The following is a 19,576-nucleotide window of genomic DNA, read 5'->3' as shown; positions in this document are numbered from 1 at the left end:
ATGGTTGCGGTTTTACCGCTTTTGTTATGCTAAATTAGGAAGCTGCAAAGCCCTTACATTGTAAAAATGCGACAAGTTGTTTATGCGGTTAGCCAACCCATATAATGCTGATTCTTTGTGGACGTACTTCATTGCTGCTATAAGGCTGTGGTTGTGTCACTCACTTGTACGCTTTGTTCTCTATGCAGCATTGTGCAGCAGGCTTATGTATTTCACACTGTATTCATGAAACCCCCAATCGTATCAAACTACATTAATGATTGCTGCTTAGGCTTCTCTACCAGCCTGGCCAGTTCAGCATTCTCCTGCAGGTACTGCTGTGGCGTACGGCCGGTAAATTCTTCAAAGTCTTTAATAAAATGCGATTGGTCGTAGTATTCACATTCGTAGAGCAGGCTGGGCCAATCTGCTTTTTGTTTGCCAGCAATCATGTTGCACAGGTAGCCTATGCGGCGTATGCGTGCATAATACTTAGGGCTAAGGCCCACTTTTTGAAAAAACTTTCTCTCAAAGTTTCTGCGTGACATATAAATGCCTTCCATCAGTTCTGTAATGTTCAGCATGCCGTTTTTGGCAACAATGGTGTTGGCAGCCTCGTCTATGGCATCGGGCTGCGGCTCATGCTGCAGGTATTGCAGCATAGCGAATTCTTCCAGCAGGCGGGCTTTTTGTTCAATGCTGTCCGCCAGCATGATGCGTTGACGGTAGTTGAATACGCAGGATGGGTTAAGTACTTTATACAGGTCAATACGTTCTTCCGTAAACTCAAATGTGCTAAGCTTAAAAAGGGTGGCCAGCGCGGCGGGCTTGAATACAATACCTGCCATACCTACAGGACCGTTTAGCGATAAACTGTAACTGTAAATAGACTGGCCGGCAGCAAACTGGCGGGGTACCACCAGCCGCTCGTACTTTTTGTTCTTTACCACATAATCACAACCATAATTAAACACAATGGAGCAATAGCCGCTGGGTGGAGATTCTACAAGCAGCGCTTTATCTTCTTGAGACTGCCATACAAAATAGCATTCCACAAATGGCTGCAACGTACTGCATGGTGAAAATTTCCGGTATAGCATGGTGCGGGTGTGTAGTTAAAGGTAAGGTTTAAAGGCATAAACTGGCTGTGATTGAAGAGCTGTTAGTGTGGTAATGTGCCGCATAGCGGACCCAACCGTACAAGTGTGCGACGCAACGGAAGCCTCATGCTTATTCCTTCTGCCGGGCCCATAAAAACAACCGTCTTGCAGGTTACACCTGCAAGACGGTTGTTTAAAATGTAAGCTTATTAAAATGTAACGCTGGCGCCAATGTAGAACACACGGCCTACACCATTTTGCCATTGTTGTTTGTATTGCGCCGCAGTTATTTCTTCTGACACTTTGTTGTTGGTAGCAAACACATCAGACACACGCAGGAATATATCTGTATTCTTAAGCAGCTTTTGCGTTATTGCCGCATCCAAATATTGTATGGTTTTTTCTTTTTTAGTGTTGCTAACCTTGGGGCCTATAGCATTCCATGCAAACTGAAGGGATGTTTGGGTAGGCAGGTAAAAATTGGCAATTGTTTTGGCACTCCAGTCGTATTGGTCTTTTACCGCGTCCCCGCTGTAAAGAGAATCCTGTAATACTTTAGAACCAAAACGGGAGTAATTCAACTGCAGGTCCATCCACTTAAACAGGTTAAAGCCGGCCATCAGCTCAAGGCCCTGCACATAGGCTTTGTTAACGTTAACCGGTTTTTCGTAAAGGATCATTTCTCCGCCGGGCAACTGGTAATCAAGGGTTGCTTTGCTGATCATGTCAACCAGGTCTCTCCTGAACAGGTTAATACCCGCATTGCCCCATTTAAAGTTTTTAAGATAACCCACTTCCCATAACCAGGCTTTTTCCGGTTTCAGGTCTGGGTTACCGCTTTTGTATTTTGCAGGGTCACTCTGGTCTTCAAAGGGGTTAAGGTCTTTAAAGCCTGCCCTGCGTATGCGGCGGCCTATGCTGGCCTTTACATATTGTGTAGCATCTATATTATAGAAGAGGTTAAGGTTGGGTAGCCAAACACCATAGCTGCCGGTTGCAGAAGAGCTGTTATCCGGTGTGGCGGAATGTATGCCGGTATTCTCGTAGCGCAGGCCGCCATCCGCATTAAACCTGCCACGGCGCCAGGTGCCTTTCAGGTAGGCCGCATGAATATTTTCTGTGTACTGAAAGTTGTCGGTATGCTTTTGGGTGCGGTCAAACTTTCCTGTATTGTAGTTGTATTTATCGTCCCACTTTTCCGCATCCCGGTTTCGGTAGCTGTGCTTGTAACCGGATTGCAGTGTAAAGAACTTACCTATGGGCAACCGGTAATCCGCCTGGGTAAAAATGTTTTTGTCTTTGCTGTTTTCGGCGGTGTTGGTAATGGCCGGTTGTGTATTAACATGCTCCCCGGCCTCGGTAAGTTTTTGATCGGTGGTGGTACGTGGCGTACGTTGGCTGCTTAGCAAGCCATTGGTTTCTATCGTAAGCGATGATTTATTGCGGAAGGTAAGCATGTAGTTAAGCCGCACCTGGTCGTAGGTCATCACATCATGCCTGTCTTCAACTCTAAAAGTGCGATCTTTAAAGCTGTTATCGGCTTTAAGGTTGCGGGTATCGGTGGTTTTATATTTGTCTTCCTGTTGTATGCCGCGGGTATATTCGGCTGTAAAGCTGCTGTTTTTAGAAGGGGCAAACCTAAAGCCGGCCCTTAACGTAGTATTGGGTGTATTTCGTTTTTCCCTGCCGTCTGTGCGTTGAAGCCCGTCAGGCGACCCATCTGCTTTATACTTAGAAATCTGCTGGTTATCAATCATCAGGCGGCTGTTTGTCCAGTGCATGCGGTAATGGTCAAGCCCACCAAAAAACTCCCATCCTTTGGATGATTTATAAGCCAGGTTGGTAGAAGCGGAATAGCCGCCCAGGTTATCAACGGACGCTGTGGCATTGCCATGCACACCTGACTGGCGGGCGCCCTTTTTAAGTACAATATTGATAACCCCGTTAACGCCTTCCCCGTCAAATTCCGGGCCGGGGTTAGAAATGATTTCAATATGGTCAATGGCCGAAGCGGGTATCTGGTTAAGTATGGTTTCGCGGGTATTGCCTGTAAGGCCCGAGTTCTTGCCATCAATCAACACCAGCGAGTAAGATTTTTCCAGCCCACGGTAGCGTATATCCCTTGGCACACCGGGAGGGCCGCCAACAGCTACAGACGGCATAAACTTCAATATATCACCTGCGGAACCAGCCCTTGATACCGGCAGGTCTTTAGTATTGTAAATAATTTTGCCCGGCTCAATGGTAGTGCCGCTTATTTTGGCCACTACTGTAACCTGGCCGGTTTCTTTGGCATTAAGGGTATCTGTATTGGCTGCTTTATCCTGCGCCGAAGCTGCAATAAAGCCTGTAACACATAGTAAAAGGGGGTAAAATTTTGTAAGGTGCATCCGCAGAATGATTTGGTGTGCAAAAGTCATGCGCTGCAACGGCAACCATTGTAGAAATCGGGAAAAGCTGTTTGCGAGATAAGGAAAAAGCTTTTATTATGCGGTTTTACTTTGAAATTTTTAGGGGGTGCCCCTCGTACCTCGGGCCGGGCAGAACTGCGTTCGCAACCTTCGTCAAAGCAACATTCAGTTGCTTTTCCTCGGCTGTGCTATTACTCCGGCACAAAGCCCTGCTGCGACGGCTTCACCGGGGTAACCGCTTCAATCCCTCACCCGTGGGTGCAACACGCTGCTGCTATACTGCTCTGTTTGTAAAGAATTTTCCTCCTTATACGGGGGTACAAATTCCTGGTGAAAACCAAATAATTTTCCCGATTGTATAAATAAACCAGCAGGCCGGAACTTATATTGCCGCCAATTATGGGCGCAAAAGTTAATAAGAAGGTATTTACCATTCACCAATGGCTTGGGCTGTATGCGGGTGTTATGATACTCTTTTTAACCATAACCGGCGCCATGCTTGTTTTTGGAGGCGAAACCGATGCGGCACTTAACGGCAGCATCATGACAGTAACGCCTGGCGCTAAAAAAGCATCCCTTGACATTATTGCTGCCGACTTAAAGAAAAGATATCCCGGTTACCGCATCAATAAAATGGAACTGCAAAACCAGTATCCAACCCTGGCATTGTATGCAGATGTGGAAAAAGGGCATGAAGGCAAAACACAGGTTTTCTATAACCAATACACAGGGGCCTATATGGGCGCCAGGGCTAAAGATGCCGGTATAGTACATGCTGTAAAAAAACTGCATACCGAGTTTTTATTGAGCAGGGCAGGCAAAATTATGGTGGCATTGATGGGGCTGGCCTTGTTTATAACCACCATAAGCGGTATTTATTTTTACAGAAAAAGTTTACTGAGCGTTTTTCGCATAGGCATACGGTGGAATAAAAACGCAAAAACCATTAGCTCAGATATGCATAAGCTGGTTGGCGTTAGTACACTTGTGTTTAACCTGGTGATAGCAGCCACGGGTTTTTACATGCACCGCAATGAGTTGTTGCCCGGCCACCATGAAGACGAAGGCAAATATAAAACGGCCAACGGAAAACAGTTTACCACCAATGACATCAACTTTTCTCTGGATGCGATTGTGGACGCTAACAGCAGTAAAGTGGCGGGGTTTATGCCCGGCGTTATAGATTTTCCCAAGCCTGCCCATCCTGTAATAAAACTAAAGGGCAATACGCCGCAAAGCAGCCGGCTTACAGGTGGCAAATTTGATACTGAAATTGTACTTGCGGCTGCCGGCCAGTCTGTTGAGAAAATCATTACCCCTGCCAATACGCCTACTTACAAAAAAGCCGACAAACTAATGCATGAACTGCACTATGGCTGGTATGGCGGCATGGCTATACAGTTGCTCTATACGGTTTGCGGTTTATGTACCGGCCTGCTTTCAGTAACAGGGTTTATACTCTGGTATAAGAAACGAAAAAAAGCGGTTAAGCCCGCTGCCCGTAAGGCGCCATCCAGGCAAGCGGCGCCTGTTCCTGCATAAGCAAATACCCCGGCTAATAAAGTATGCCTGCCCTAAGGTTAGCGCTTTGTATAGCTGGGTAATGTTCAGCACCGTTTCCTTTGTACAGGGCATATTGCGGCAGTAGCTGATGAATAATGTTCAGGACGTACAAGAGTGCGACGCAACGAAAGCCTCATGCTTGTTCCCTCTGCCGGGCCCATAACAAAAACAAAATGCGCAGCATTTTACCGCCATTGGGTTACCGGCTACGGAAAAAATTTCTTTACTGTTTGTTTTACGGCTATCATTGTGGTTATTGTTTTCCCTCACACTTTATACTTATGAGCAGCAGGTATTTTAAATTACTGGCACCGGCTGTTGTACTGGTACAGCATGCGCAATGCCAGGGTTCTAAAACCATTGATTTTGAAAAGTACGAGCCAACCTCTACACTGGTAGTTCCGGAGCATAAACTTACACATGCAAAGTTTCCGTTTATTGATGTGCACAACCATCAATGGGGCATGCAGAACGGCAGCCTGGGCGGGCTGGTGAAAGATATGGATGCGCTGAACATGAAAGTAATGGTGAACCTGAGCGGCGGCAATGGCAGCGGCCTGCAACGCATGACGGCTAATGTAAAAGAGCAATATCCTAACCGCTTTATCGTATTTGCCAACGTGGAATTTGACGGGGTAGGCGGCGCCGGCTGGACTGAAAAAGCCGTTAAGCAACTGGAAGATGATGTGAAGAATGGCGCAAACGGGCTGAAGGTATTTAAGAACCTTGGGTTTTCTGTAAATGACAACACGGGTAAACGCGTAGCGGTGGATGACCCACGGCTTGACCCTATATGGCAGAAATGCGGCGAATTGCATATTCCTGTTCTAATACACACTGCCGACCCCAAACCTTTTTGGGACGATATTGACGAGCATAATGAGCGCTGGCTGGAACTGGTTACCCACCCGGGCAGAAAACGTGGGCCCAACAACCCCGTGCCCTGGGAGACATTGATTGAAGAGCAGCACCGCATGTTTAAAAAGCACCCTAACACAACTTTTATTGCCGCTCATTTTGGCTGGTATGCCAACGATTTACATAAGCTTGACAGCCTGCTTACGGCCATGCCCAATATTGTGGTTGAATTTGGCGCTGTAATAGCTGAACTGGGCAGGCAACCGCTTATGGCCAAAGCGTTTTTTACCAAATACCAGGACAGGATTTTGTTTGGTAAAGACAGTTGGGTGCCCGATGAATACGCCACTTACTTTCGTGTGCTGGAAACTACGGATGAATACTTTCCTTACCACAAAAAATACCATGCTTTCTGGCGTATGTATGGCATGGGCCTTAGTGATGATATTCTGCGTAAAGTTTATTATAAAAATGCTTTGCGCATTATACCTAATATTGATAAGAGCCTGTTTCCGCAATAACTATTTTATCCTCTTATAATAAAAATCGCTGCGTTTTTTGGAGGAAGCCCCATCGTCTATAAAAGCATGAAGGGAATCTGCTGCTGCTATTTTGTACACTATCCTTTTAGGAAAATCATGCTGCGGGTTTTCAAACACAAATTCATTTTCCGTTGCCCTGGTTAACCTGAAGCTGATGGCCTGGCCGTTGTTTTGGCCTTCTACCAGCGACGTGTAATAAATACCGCCGTTATTAATGGTTACCGCAATGCGTTCCTGCAACTGCATATCAATGCCCTTAAGCCGGTAACTGGTAACCTGCATCAGTGTGTCGTTGGCTTGTTGCCAGCTTTCAAAAATAATGCTGCGGGGTGTTTTCATCATCCATGTGCCCTGCAGGGCGGCAAGGCGGTTGAATGTTTCTTTGTCATGTTGCCGCGGATGAAAGGCGAATGCTGCACATAACATGGCCCAACAGAAAAATTTCATCATAACGTTACTTTTACAAATGAAGGCGCCTGTTCAAACTTCCAGCTATCAGTTAATTGCTTAAGCTCTTTTGTTTGCCAGTTGAAAAGGTAAATATCAAAATGCGTTTGCCCCCTGTCAAACATTTCTATGGCCAGCCAGTTGCCATCGCTGCTCCAGTCATGCCAGCCTTCGTTAAGATTATTGCTGGTAAGTTTCCAGTTTTTCTTTCCATCGGGGCTTATGGCGTACAAATGATAATCGCTTTTTTGTAAAGACTGGTAAGTAATAAAGTCTTCTTTATGGTTCCAGCGCGGCGGGCCTGCTTTGTAGGCATGCCAGGCAGCCGTTGTATCATCTTCGGGATAGCTGGTAAGCTGGTGAAGGTTGCTGCCATCGGTATTCATTAACCAAAGCTCCGTAGCCATATCCCTGTTACGCCTGTCTCTTTTGTAGCGGAACACTACCTGCCGGCCATCGGGGGAGAAAGCGGGGTCAAGGTGCAGCGCGGCGGTATCTGTGGTTAACTGGCGGTAAGAGCCATCTGTTACGTTTAACAAAAAAAGCTGGGCACGCAGCTCTTTACCTTTACGGCCGGATACAATCCATTCCTTTCCATTGCCACGGCTGTCCATCCAGGAGTCTTCCAGTTGCAGGTTGCTTACCTTACGCAGGTTATTGCCTTCGGCATCCATCTCATACAAAAAGAAGCAGCGGTGGCAGGTATCGCGGTCGCTGATAAAAAACACTTTGTCTTCGTAAGTGTTGTAAACCCAGTCTACCGCAGGGTGATTGGTAATATTCTTTTTACCGCTGCCGTCCAGGTTCATGATATAGATATCATAGTTGCCCCTGGCGGTATCTTCATATACATTGTAAACAATATTGTAAGCAATTTTTTGCGCGGTTAAAGCAAGGGGCATACAGGCACATGCAAGAAGGATGTACTTTATCATAAGCAGGATTTTTATGAAGGAAGCAAACGGGTTTACACCCGTTTAATGATATTAAAATAACTTTTCGCCGGGGGGCCTTATGCCCACCAGGCGTATATAAATAGTAGCCTGCCCACGGTGGTGCGTCTGGTGCTCAAAAGCTTTATTAATCCAGGCGTATTTGGTAGCGGATGGTGTACCCGGTGCGCCCATAGATACAGTCTCGCTCATTTTCATGGGGTCTATAGCCTGCAGGCCCTCAATAACAAAATCGTAGCTGGCATTTACATAGTACATCACGGAATCTTTGGAAGCAGCCCCGGGCGATGTTTCCAGGTTAAACATCCAGGGGTTTTTCTTGTCAAGGCCATAGCTTGATAAAAATATGGTGCCCTGCGCCAGGTGCAGCAATTGCTCTGCAAAGCTGCGTATGCTGTCAACGGCTTTAAAGCCGTACTTATCGGCGGGCATGGCATCCATGTAAGATTGTGTGTACTCCTTGGCGCGTTGCCAGTCTTTAACCATTTGGTCGCGGATGCTGTTAGGGTCTGATGGCTGGGCATTTACAGTGTTACATAAACTGCAGGCCAATACAAAGGCGATAGCTAACGTTTTTCTCATACAGGTAAAATTTGTTGAAGTAATATGCAGTTGTACCTGCCGCCGGTAAGGCAGCTTACTGTTAAGGTAGGCGTTAATTACGAATTCACCACATTGGAAACAGCATCATTTTTGTTACGCAGGTCAATGCCGCCTTCCAGTATAGATTTCAGGTTGGCCAGGTAAAAAGTCCAGCCTGTGCCACAGTCGCTGTACAAGGCTTCGCGTTTGTCAATATCATCCATCAGCATGTCCTGCACCAGTTGGCAAATAGTTTCACCCGCTTCCTGTTTTATTACAACGGTTACATTACATTCCGCACTAAAAACAAACTTAAAACTGTCAGTACCGTTGCTGTCTATAATTTCCCTGGCTTCAAAAACACTATCCGGGTAACCAAACCACAACCATTTGTAAACGTCGCCTTTTTTGCAATGTTCATTTCTTTTGCGCAGCCGGCCGTCCGGCGTAGTAAATTCTGCCAGTTTTAAAAACCATTGTTCAAGGCCCTCCTGTGTAGTCCAGGCATTGTATATCTGCTGGGGCGTAGCGTTTACAGTAATGCGTTTGGTAAACTGTTTAAAATCATTTTTCATATTGCAATGTTTACGGTTCAGTAAAAATAGGTAGCCATCCAGGTAACAAGGAATTCTGAAAGAAGACACAAAAATTCACTATTCACTATTCACTACTCACCATTCACCATTCACGATTATGATACCAGCAACAGAGCTTGTGGCATCGTCTGTTGCGTCGCAATCCGTTCATCGGTTGGTTCATTGGGCGGCTTTTCAGACCCGGATAGCAGGTACGAGTTACGAAGTACGAAGTACTTTATCCGGAGAACATTCTTAGTGCTATCAACCATGTTTTTGAAGTGCTAAGTATTCTTATTTGGCTACCTGCCTGCAAGCAATTTCGCTGAATAAGGAGCTGCCCGCCAAAAGTACTTCGTACTTCGTAACTCGTACTTGTTCTTACATCATGCCTTCCGGTGCAGAATGCAGGCCGATGCGGTTGCCTTCTGTATCAACAAAAACGCCCATAAAACCATATTCAGGGGATATTTCCGTTTTAGGCACTACAATGCTTCCGCCTGCGGCTTCCACTTTGTCTAACACGTTCTGCACATCAGGATTGGCGTTTAGGTATATCAGTACGCCGTCCGTAGCAGATGGGGTATAAAAATCTTTGGTGCTTACAAGTGCGCCACCTACGCATGACATATCTTCTACCGGAAACATACGCATATTAAAATCCTGCACTTCCAGCGGAATCATCTGCATGCCGAAGATTGCTTCATAAAATTTTTGCGCCCTGTCAATATCTGTAACAGGAATTTCAAACCAGCTAATAGCATGTTTGGCCATAATACTTTTTTTAAAATGATTGTTATTGGTTAATGACTAAAAATATGTTTATACCTCCGGGGCGGAAAGAGATGCTATCCTGCGGGCAAAGCCGAATAGCGAATCCAACCGTACAAGAGTGCGACGCAAGTAAAGCCTCATTCATGGTTCTTCTGCCGGGCCCATAAAATTTTTTACAATGCGTAAGCTAACTCCCCTTCAGGGGATGGGTGATAAGGCGTTATCTCCATAACCCTATTATTGCGCCCATTAGTGTTAACGCTACAATACTGTAACCACCATTGATAAAGATGAGCCGCCAGCTTTTAAGCTCAAAAAGGCTGTGGATAGCGATGGCGCAGAACGTCCAGATGCCTGTAAGAAAACCGGCCATGGTGCCCCAGGCAAGGTTGGTTTTTTGAAAGCAGCCATCAGGGCAGGTAGCAGGCCCATCGGCCAGGTACATGGCAAGGTTGGCGGCCATTAGCAAAGAAAAAATGGCGGTGAAACCAAATATTTTTCCTTTGTTGCTGCGCTTTATTTCTTCTTCGTTAAGGTTGCTGTCTTTCATCCATGCTTTGCCGAAAAGGCCGGGCGAATACCAGATGCCGCCTACCACGAAGGCGGATATTCCCGCTACCAGAACGGCCAGCCAGTTAATGCTTGAGGGGTCCATAATGCTGAATTGTTGGGTTAAAAATTTAATGACAGTTCTAAACTAATTTCCAAACTTTACAACAGCAAGCCGGGCGGAACCAGGCAGGAAAAAATGCAGACCAACGTGAACATACAGCCGACAAAATCTATCAGCAGGGAAAAGCTGAATGATATTGGTTTCAGGGTTATACTTATCCCTTTTTTCGGCATTGCCATACCCCTTTTAACCAGGCTTACTCAAGATATACGGCCCGGGTTGTGGAACTTTAAATTAAGTTACCTGTACACCATCGGCATTGCGTTTATAATATGGGAGGGTAACCGTTTTCTTGTATTTACGCTGCGCACTTATTTTGACTGGTTTAACAAGCCTGTAAAAAAAATACTGGCCTTGTTGCTGGTGGTGCCTTTTTTTACTGTACCCGTAAGTGTGCTGTTGCTTACAGGCTGGTACCATATTTTTGCCGGCGGATTAGTAAATAACCAGGTGGTTACCTTAAGCACCATCATTATACTTGTAAGCGTTTTGTTTATAGTGCATGTGTACGAAACGGTTTTTTTGGTGAAAGAAGCGGAAACAGAAAAGTTGAAGAAAGAACAACTGGAAAGGGCCAAAGCAGAAGCGGAACTGGAAGCGTTGAAAAACCAGATTGACCCGCATTTTATTTTCAACTCGTTGAATGTACTGTCGTACTTAATTGAAGATGCGCCGGAAAAAGCTAAACAGTTTAACGAAGCGTTGGCAGATGTGTACAGGTACATACTGCAGAACAAGGCCCGCGACCTGGTAATGCTGCGCGAGGAAATTGAGTTTCTGTACGACTATTTTTCCCTGCATAAAATACGTTTTGAAAAAGCGGTGCGGCTGGATATGTTTGTGGATGAAGCTTTGCTGGATGCTTACCTGGTGCCGCCGATATCATTACAGATACTAATGGAAAATGCTTTTAAGCACAATGAGTTTTCGGATGCGGCGCCACTGGTAATCACTATTCAACTTGTAAATGATGAGTTGGTGGTACGCAATGAGATAAGGAAAAAAATACTGCGTAAGCCCTCTTCCAAAATTGGCCTGCAAAACCTGGGCGAACGTTATAAGCTTACTACCAGCAAAGAAATAACCATTGAACAGCATGACAACTTTTTTACAGTAAAGCTGCCGGTTCTTAAAATTGTATAGCGGGCAGTTTAATTGCACCAAACCAATTTTTGCCTTATGAACGTTATTATTATAGAAGATGAAAAACCGGCCGCGGAGAAGCTGCATAAAGCCTTGTTGCTGGCTGATGAACAGGTGCAGGTAGTAGCTGTGCTTGGCAGTATTGCCAACGCGGTACAATGGCTTGATGAAAATGTCCAGCCTGATTTGATATTTATGGATATTGAATTAACAGATGGCCTGTCGTTTAAAATTTTTGAGCAGGCCAACATTAACTGCCCGGTTATTTTTACTACCGCGTACGATGATTACTGGCAGGAAGCTTTTGAATACAACAGCATAGATTACCTGCTAAAGCCTGTTAAGCAGGATAAGCTGGAAACAGCTTTGAAAAAATACGATAAGCTTAAACAACACTTCGCAATCAATTTTCAGCAGTTGCTGCAGTACAAAAACCAGCCTGCGGGCCGCTATAAAAAAAGGTACCTGGTTAAGCGTGGCTCAGACCTTATTGCTGTTAAAACAGAAGACATCGCCTACTGCTACGCCACGCACAAGCTGGTATGCATGGTAGATGCCCACAACCAAAAATATATACTGGATAAATCGTTGGCCGATATTGAAAAAGAATTGGAGCCATCGCAATTCTTCCGCCTTAACAGAAAGTACATTGCCAATATAAATGCTGTTAAAAAAATGAAACTGTACGGCAAAGGCAAACTTTTGATAGAGCTATTGCCGGCAGTGGAAGAAGAGGTGATTATCAGCAATGAAAATGTGGCCGCGTTTAAGGAATGGATGGGGGGATAGGGTTTGTGGAATGTATTAATGCAGGTCTCCATTGACAATTCACCATCGACCATTCACCTTTCGCCCGCCACTCCGTATATTTGAGGCTTTTCTAAATACGTTGAAAAGTGAAGTAATGGCACTATGAATCATTTTCATTCCGTAAAGGAACTTATCAATACGCTTGCCTGGTCAAAGGATTTGCTTGTAGAGATGTTTGAAAAGCGTAAATTCTTTACCTATAAATACGAGCAGGCCCTGGAAATACTGGAAGAGGACCGGGTTGAAACACTTTGCCTTAAGGGCATATTGCGAAGGAACGGCGCCTACCTTGAAATAGACGAACAGTTCCAGGCGTTTTTTGAGCAGGTGCTGGAAGTAAACGAGGAAATAAACACTTCTTACATTAATGAAAACATACAGCAGGTAAAACAGCACATTAATTTTTACCTGCAGGAGAATGGCGAGCAACGTAAATACACTTACCTAAAGCAAATAAAAGCCGCGTTACGAAAGATTGGCCGTATTACCCTGCGCAATGTGATAGACCTTAACAGGAACATAGAAAACGCTTTTAAAACAGAGCCAACCTACAACATTAAAATAGCCAGGCTGGAAGCTTTTGATGAAAAGCGCCGGGCCATATATTCATTAATCGAGCAAACCGAAAGGCTTGTTACAGACGAAGAAATCACCTTTTTTACGCAGGCGCTGGACGAAGAATTAAAACAGGTAGTAACGGAGCTTCGCGGCCGCTTAACGGAAAGCCGGCATAACCTGATAGAAACACAGAAGCAGATCATTGAATACCTCAACCAGGTAAAACACCAGAGCAGGCAACTTGAAAAAATAAAACAGGTAAAATACCTGAAAGATCAGTTTGAACTGAAAGCGAAAACCAACCTGGTTAGCCTGTTGCAGCAGAAGAACGATGTGTTGTTCGAACCGAGGCCGGTGTATCCGCTTAAGCTTTCACTGGATTATCTGCATACGGATGAAGGCCGCTTTGTTGTGGAGAAAACAGCGGGTAAACTAAAGCAAAGTAAACGCCCTGCGCTACCGGTGGCCGAGAGTATTGCCAGCCACGACCTGTTGCCCGTAACAGAAGAAGAGATATTTATTGACCTGGAAGAAATCAAGCGGGGCTTTATGGCATCGGGCAATCATTTGTTCAATTACATTATGCAGTACAAATACCAGCGGCAAGTAAGCTACGAAGAAAAGATTACACTGTTCTGCCAGATGGTTTCCATGTACGAGATGGAGTTGGATGTAAAAGATAATTACCTGCACGATGGCCAGGTTGAGTACGCGGTAGTGCATCCTGGTTAAGTGGCGGGGTAATGGTTTTATTGGAGCTTAAGTTTATACTGCTGATATTTTAGGGGGTGCCCCTCGTACCTCGGGTCGGGCTTTCCGCTCATACTCCGGCACAGAGGCCCATGCACAAGGCTTCACCGGGGTATCCGCTGCAATCCCTCACCCGAAAGCGGGCTGCCGGTTACAAATTGCAAGTTGACGGTCTGTTGATGGGTAAATGAATAATGAAATGTTTTAGCTGATTAAGGGCAAAGAGTGAGAAAAGTTATTCAGTGTAGAATACAGCGCAACTAAGCTTTAACCAAAAGAACATGGAACAAGCAAAGCCCCATAGCGTCGGCATATTAGTAGCGGGAGTATAGAAAAATTTTGAGCGCCGCAGGTGCGATATATTAAAATAAAAAACATGAATTGTGTAATGGCCAATTCACCATTCACCATTCACCATTCACGATATGAACACATCAAACCGGCATACCGCCGATATTTTTGAGTTGCTTAGCAAAGGCAGGTTTATTTGCAGCAATGCGGTAGAAGATAACAACCGCAAGCTCTACAATATTATTGACGAAAACTTCGATGAACTTTATCAATATTTTTCCGCCATTGGTTTTGTACTTGAAAAGGGAGATGAGTATTTCTACTTCTCACGTTCTGAAGTAAAAGCCACATTGGAAAATAAGATAGAACAGGCTTACCGTTGGGTAGATGTGGTAGACTTTTTTATGGCCTTCAATAATGGGTTTGCCCATGGTTTCCGCTTTACCGTTCCGGATATACTGGTACAGGTAAAGATAGATGCCAACCTGAAAGATAAGCTGGAGATAATGAAAAGGCTTACCGGCGATGGCAGCTACCACGAGCGCATAACCAACCTGGTGGAAAAGCAACTGGTAACGCCCGGCTATGCGGAACTGGAGAATGAAATTACAGGACAGTACAAAGTGCTCTCCTCTTTTAATTACATGAAGCAATTAATTGTAAGCATACAAATACAAGAAGACGTAACCAATGAGATTTCTGAATAAAGTGGTTTTTATAAACAGTGCCACCATCCGCTATGCGGAAGTGATGCTGGATGGCAATGTGCACCTGATAGGCACGCAGGGTGTGGGCAAGAGCACATTGTTAAGGGCTGTATTGTTCTTTTATAACGCCGATACCTTAAAGCTGGGCATATCCAAAGAGAAAAAGAATTTCGCTGAATACTATTTTCCCTATCAAAACTCTTTTTTGATTTACGAGGTAATGCGGGAAACAGGGCCGTTTTGCATTGTTGCTTTTAAAAGCCAGGGCAAGGTATGTTTCCGGTTTTTAGACAGTGGTTATAACCGCGAACATTTTGTAAGCGCCGACGGCAGGGCTTTTGAAAAATGGGAGGATAACCGGCAGGTATTGGATGCGGCACATATTGATTATACCCGCAAGATTGACCGTTATGAAGAATACCGGGATATTGTTTATGGCAATATTGAAGGCGGCAAAAAAGAATTTTCAAAATACACCTTATTGCAGAGCAGGCAGTACCAGAACATACCACGTACCATACAGAACGTGTTTTTAAACAGCAAGCTGGAAGCGGAATTTATTAAGCAAACAATCATTATGTCGCTTAATGAAGAAGACATAACAATAGACCTGCAGAGCTATACCCACCATCTTAAAAATTTTGAGCACCAGTTAAACGACATACAGCTTTACCAGCAGCCGCACATACAAAAGCAGGCGGAAAATGTAGTAAAGAACCATTTGGCTATTAAGCACCTGGAAAGCGAAAAGAACAGGTTTGCCCTTCAGCTTGCGTGGAGTGCGGCACAGGTTAGCAGGAACATACCTAAGCTGGTAGATAAAAAAGAAAAAGCTGAAGCTGAGAAAGCCGCGTTGCAGGAAAAAGCTGAAAATACGGCAAGCCGCTTTTTATCTAAGTCTGACAGGATAAAAGCCGAAATAAGTGTATTGGAGAGCGACATAAAAAAAGCCAAAGAGAAAGCGGATTATTATAACAGGCAGCAGATTGAAACAATTATAGAGCGGGTTGGCAAAAAGAATACCTATGAAGCCGAACAGCAAAAATTACAGAAAGAAAAACAACTGCTTACTACGCAATTTTCTGAAGTCACTTTAAAATATGAAGGGCTGCTGCAGGCGCTTACACAAAGCGGCCGGGCTTTTGAGCAGGACAACAAAGAACAGCAGGTAGCCCATAGGGAGCAGGCCGGCAACGAGAAGGAAGCACTGCGCCATTGGCTGGATAAAGCCTTGCACGAAGTACGAGTGTACCAGCAACAGGCTATACAGCAGGCTCAGCTTTCCGTACAGCAACAGCAGGATAACCTGCACCAGGAAAAAATTAAGAAGGCAGGCATTCAACACCAACGTTTTTTTGAAACGGAATTAACGGATGCCCGCAATACGGTAAGCCAGTACCAGGTTAGCATACAACAAAACCTGCTTGAGCTGGAGCACTTGAAAAACCGTGGCGAAACTTTGCAGAAACAGTGGGAACTGGATGACGCTTCCACAAAACAAAAAACCGAAAGAGAACAGGAAAAACTGCAGGCCGCTGTTGCGGAATTGCAGCAACAGTCGCAGGCCATCAATGAAAAACTAAAAAACAGCGGTAGTGCTTTGTATGGCTGGCTTAACCAGCATAAACCGGGCTGGGAGGCAACCATTGGAAAAGTAACGGATGAACAGGTGCTTTTTCATACGGAGTTATCTCCCAGGCTGGCAAAAAATACCGAAAATTTTTATGGCATCGAGCTGGATCTGGCGGATATGCCTGTACAGGTTAAAACGCTGGAGGAATACCAGGAAGAACTGGCCCGTATTAACAAGGAAACGGAGCAATACGAAAAGCAATTAAAGAACCTGCAAAGCCAATTGCAGCAGCAATTGGAAAAGCTGAAAAAGAAGTACCAGCCACTGGTTAAAGAAACCAGGGACAGCCTGCTGGAAAAACAGTATAAACAGGAACAGGATACATTGCAGCTACAGCAGGCGCAATTGCAGCAAAAAGATTGGGAAGTAAAAGCGAAGGAAGCCAAACAACAGGCATTGGCATCTGTTGAAGCGGCTATTGCCGCTGCCAGTGAAGCATTGGCTGCCGCACAGCAAAACCTGCAGCGTACAGAAGAAGAACTGGCCAAGCAAATAAAAAGCAAGGAGCGGGAACATGGTAAAAAAGTTGCCGTTATTGAACAGCAGTTGGCACAGCAAATAGCCCGCCTGCAGGAAGATGTAAAAACCTACCGGCAAAGCTGGCAACAGCAGGAGCAGGATTTGAAACAACGCCAGCAGGAAGAACTTTCAGGAAAAGGCGCGGATATTAAGCGTATTGATGCTGTTGATAAAAACCTGCAATCCATAAAAACTGAGTTGGCTTTTATAGAAGAAAAACGGGACCTGGTAGCCGAGTATAAGAAAGATAAGAAAGAGCTGATAGACCGTGCGGATGAATTTAAAAGCAGGAAGGCCACCCTTGACCAGCAGCACCACCTGGAAGAAGAAAAATACCAGTTGCAGAAAGAAGCGATACAAACAAACATAAAAGAAGTGGATGAAAAGTTGCTGCAACTGCAGCAACAGTTAGCTGAAGCGGAGGATAATGCCAAAGCTTTTGCCCGCTTTCAGCAAACAGAAGCCTGGCAGGGCATACACTCTGCTTACACTGAGGAAAAAGATATCCATAAAAATGACAAGTCCTGCACGCTGTTGATTGAGGAAATAAACCGCTGTTATTATACTGCCATTACACGTTTGGATAACCTTAAGGAGGCGGCTAATAAGTTCCTAGGTAATTTCTCGGCGCAAAATATTTTCAAGTTCCCGGAAAGCCTTACCGAAAAATATGCTTATCAGCAATTTGCCGAAGAGCTGAACGAGTTTATCAACAACAGCAAGATTGAAGAGTACGAGAAAAGGGTAAATGAACGCTTTGCCAATGTGATTAAACTGGTGGGCAAGGAAACATCCGACCTTATGTCTAAGGCCGGCGACATACAAAAAGTAATTACCAACATCAACAAAGATTTTGACAGCAAAAATTTTGTGGGGGCTATCCGTAAAATTGAGCTGCGCATTCACGACAGTGCCAACGGTGTAGTACAATTGCTGCTAAGGATTAAAAAGTTTAACGACGATCACAGCTTTGACATTGGCGGCCTTAACCTGTTCTCTTCTGTTGATAAAGCCGGGAATGATAAAATTGCTGTTGACTTATTGAAACAATTAAGCAAGGCCATTGCCGAATACCGTAAAGATGTGATAGCCTTATCCGACTCATTCGAATTGCAGTTTAGGGTAGAGGAAAACCAGAATGATACCGGCTGGGTAGAAAAGCTGAGCAATGTAGGCTCTGAAGGAACGGATGTGCTGGTAAAAGCCATGATAAACATTATGCTGCTGAATGTGTTTAAAGAAGGTGCCAGCAAACGTTTCAGGGAGTTCAGGCTGCATTGCATGATGGATGAAATAGGCAAGCTGCACCCCAACAACATCAAAGGTATCTTGCAGTTTGCCAACGACAGGAATATCCTGCTTATCAATGGCTCGCCTACCGAAACCAATGCGCTTAATTACCGGCATATTTATAAGCTGGAAAAAGACAATAACCGCAACACTAAAATAAAACGCATCATTACCAATTACAGCCAGTCGTGAAGCTGCCCATACATATCGCCGTAAAGTTGCAGCAAATGTTGGTGAACAGTACCAGCCTTCCCGCATCCGCCCTAAAGCATGCAACTGTTCAAAAAATGCTGGACGATGCTGTATTGCAGAGAAAACAGTTTGGCAAAACAAAAGCGGAAATATTCATTGTCAATACCGAGGCTTTACATGCGTACCTGCAAAATCACTTTGGCATTGAAAACATACATGCGTACATAGAAAAGTACGGTGACGAAAACTTAACTCGCAGCGATGCCGTTGCAATAGCGGGCAATTCAAAGCTTAGGAGTATCCGCACTTTTAAAGGCTTCCTGGTTAACAGTTACCAGCCTGTAAAAGCTATGTTGAATGGTAAAGAACTTTTCGTTAACCCGTTGGAAGGCAGCTATACATTCATCAGTAATTACGCTTCATTTATACCTGATGAAGCAGTAAATATTGTAGGCATAGAAAACCCGGAGAACTTTAACTACATACGGCAGCAACAACACCTGTTCAGTCACATCAAACCTTTGTTTGTAAGCCGTTACCCGCAAAGCCATGATTTAATACGCTGGCTGCAGGGCATTTCAAACCCTTACCTGCATTTTGGCGATCTTGATTTTGAGGGGATTCATATTTATCTTCATGAATACAAAAAGTACCTGGCTGAAAGGGCTGAATTTTTAGTGCCTGCCAGTACGGAAGTCTTGTTACAAAAGCATGGCAACAGGGCATTGTATAATAGCCAACTATCCCATGCCCCTTCACAGTTAACTATGCCGGAAAAACCCTTGGCACACCTGGTGCAACTTTTGCATCAACATAAAAAAGTACTGGAGCAGGAGGTTTTTATTAGCAGAGGTAAAGAATAAAAAGTACGAGTTACGAAGTACCTTGTTGCAAAAGTTGCATATTACATATACAAGTGCTTCGTTACAAACATATATTGCATCGTAAATCGTACTTGTTTTACATCGTACATCCCACATCAAACATCTTACATAAAAAAGTACTTCATACTTCAAACTTCGTACTTGCTTTTTGGGGGTGCCCCCAAGCTGCGCAAGGGGTCGGGCTTTCCGCTATTACTCCGCCACAGGCCCGGGCTGAAAAGGCTTCAGCGGGGTAGCCGCTGCAATCCCTCACCCGACAGCCCGATACCGGTTACCAGTTGCAGGTTACCAGTCTGTTGAAGTTTAAAAGGCTTATAATTTGTTTGAATGATGAAGTGCAGA

Annotated in this window: 16 protein-coding genes; 8 read left to right on the top strand and 8 right to left on the bottom strand. The window is 44.7% G+C overall.

The window, feature by feature from the left end; all coding sequences use genetic code 11:
• Nucleotides 1-248: 248 nt before the first annotated feature.
• Together F0364_RS10440 and F0364_RS10435 are read right to left on the bottom strand one after the other, a co-directional pair.
• Nucleotides 249-1,079: a helix-turn-helix domain-containing protein gene (locus F0364_RS10440; RefSeq protein ID WP_153797719.1), complete on the bottom strand. Its 831-nt coding sequence runs from the start codon at nucleotides 1,077-1,079 to the stop codon at nucleotides 249-251.
• Between the two features lie 209 nt (nucleotides 1,080-1,288).
• On the bottom strand, nucleotides 1,289-3,469 hold the full coding sequence (locus F0364_RS10435; protein WP_207632603.1) for a TonB-dependent receptor plug domain-containing protein: 2,181 nt from the start codon (nucleotides 3,467-3,469) through the stop codon (nucleotides 1,289-1,291).
• Between the two features lie 420 nt (nucleotides 3,470-3,889).
• On the opposite strand from F0364_RS10435, the gene F0364_RS10430 reads away from it, so the two are divergent.
• On the top strand, nucleotides 3,890-5,032 hold the full coding sequence (locus tag F0364_RS10430) for a PepSY-associated TM helix domain-containing protein (protein WP_153797717.1): 1,143 nt from the start codon (nucleotides 3,890-3,892) through the stop codon (nucleotides 5,030-5,032).
• 302 nt (nucleotides 5,033-5,334) lie between these two features.
• The gene (locus F0364_RS10425; RefSeq protein WP_153797716.1) at nucleotides 5,335-6,432 is read left to right on the top strand and encodes an amidohydrolase family protein; all 1,098 of its coding nucleotides are present in this window, start codon (nucleotides 5,335-5,337) and stop codon (nucleotides 6,430-6,432) included.
• On the opposite strand, the gene F0364_RS10420 is transcribed toward F0364_RS10425, so the two are convergent.
• From F0364_RS10420 to F0364_RS10395, 6 genes are all read right to left on the bottom strand, one after another.
• The gene (locus F0364_RS10420) at nucleotides 6,433-6,903 is read right to left on the bottom strand and encodes a DUF6265 family protein (protein ID WP_153797715.1); all 471 of its coding nucleotides are present in this window, start codon (nucleotides 6,901-6,903) and stop codon (nucleotides 6,433-6,435) included. It abuts the gene before it with no gap.
• Nucleotides 6,900-7,835, bottom strand: a complete 936-nt coding sequence (locus F0364_RS10415; RefSeq protein ID WP_153797714.1) for a TolB family protein — start codon at nucleotides 7,833-7,835, stop codon at nucleotides 6,900-6,902. The genes F0364_RS10420 and F0364_RS10415 overlap by 4 nt, the downstream gene beginning before the upstream one ends.
• A 51-nt stretch (nucleotides 7,836-7,886) precedes the next feature.
• On the bottom strand, nucleotides 7,887-8,435 hold the full coding sequence (locus F0364_RS10410; RefSeq protein ID WP_153797713.1) for a DinB family protein: 549 nt from the start codon (nucleotides 8,433-8,435) through the stop codon (nucleotides 7,887-7,889).
• A 77-nt stretch (nucleotides 8,436-8,512) separates the two neighbouring features.
• Nucleotides 8,513-9,010: an SRPBCC family protein gene (locus tag F0364_RS10405; protein ID WP_153797712.1), complete on the bottom strand. Its 498-nt coding sequence runs from the start codon at nucleotides 9,008-9,010 to the stop codon at nucleotides 8,513-8,515.
• 381 nt (nucleotides 9,011-9,391) lie between these two features.
• The gene (locus F0364_RS10400) at nucleotides 9,392-9,784 is read right to left on the bottom strand and encodes a VOC family protein (protein WP_153797711.1); all 393 of its coding nucleotides are present in this window, start codon (nucleotides 9,782-9,784) and stop codon (nucleotides 9,392-9,394) included.
• 220 nt (nucleotides 9,785-10,004) lie between these two features.
• Entirely contained in the window at nucleotides 10,005-10,439 is a 435-nt protein-coding gene (locus F0364_RS10395) for a DUF1761 domain-containing protein (protein WP_153797710.1), read from the bottom strand.
• 105 nt (nucleotides 10,440-10,544) lie between these two features.
• On the opposite strand from F0364_RS10395, the gene F0364_RS10390 reads away from it, so the two are divergent.
• The 6 genes from F0364_RS10390 (at nucleotide 10,545) to F0364_RS10365 (ending at nucleotide 19,213) form a co-directional block, all read left to right on the top strand.
• The gene (locus tag F0364_RS10390; RefSeq protein ID WP_235921048.1) at nucleotides 10,545-11,600 is read left to right on the top strand and encodes a sensor histidine kinase; all 1,056 of its coding nucleotides are present in this window, start codon (nucleotides 10,545-10,547) and stop codon (nucleotides 11,598-11,600) included.
• Nucleotides 11,601-11,636: 36 nt separating this feature from the next.
• On the top strand, nucleotides 11,637-12,389 hold the full coding sequence (locus F0364_RS10385) for a LytR/AlgR family response regulator transcription factor (RefSeq protein ID WP_153797708.1): 753 nt from the start codon (nucleotides 11,637-11,639) through the stop codon (nucleotides 12,387-12,389).
• Between the two features lie 123 nt (nucleotides 12,390-12,512).
• Complete coding sequence (locus F0364_RS10380; protein WP_153797707.1) at nucleotides 12,513-13,700, top strand: hypothetical protein; 1,188 nt, start codon at nucleotides 12,513-12,515, stop codon at nucleotides 13,698-13,700.
• A gap of 443 nt (nucleotides 13,701-14,143) precedes the next feature.
• Entirely contained in the window at nucleotides 14,144-14,716 is a 573-nt protein-coding gene (locus tag F0364_RS10375) for a condensin complex protein MksE (RefSeq protein ID WP_153797706.1), read from the top strand.
• A complete protein-coding gene (locus tag F0364_RS10370) occupies nucleotides 14,700-18,350 on the top strand; it encodes an ATP-binding protein (protein WP_153797705.1) in 3,651 nt (1,216 codons plus the stop codon). The genes F0364_RS10375 and F0364_RS10370 overlap by 17 nt, the downstream gene beginning before the upstream one ends.
• A gap of 35 nt (nucleotides 18,351-18,385) precedes the next feature.
• Nucleotides 18,386-19,213: a hypothetical protein gene (locus F0364_RS10365; RefSeq protein WP_153797704.1), complete on the top strand. Its 828-nt coding sequence runs from the start codon at nucleotides 18,386-18,388 to the stop codon at nucleotides 19,211-19,213.
• Nucleotides 19,214-19,576: the final 363 nt, after the last annotated feature.

The organism is Foetidibacter luteolus, assembly GCF_009650435.1.
Classification (GTDB): Bacteria; Bacteroidota; Bacteroidia; order Chitinophagales; family Chitinophagaceae; genus Foetidibacter; species Foetidibacter luteolus.
This window is presented reverse-complemented; position numbering and strand designations above follow the sequence as displayed.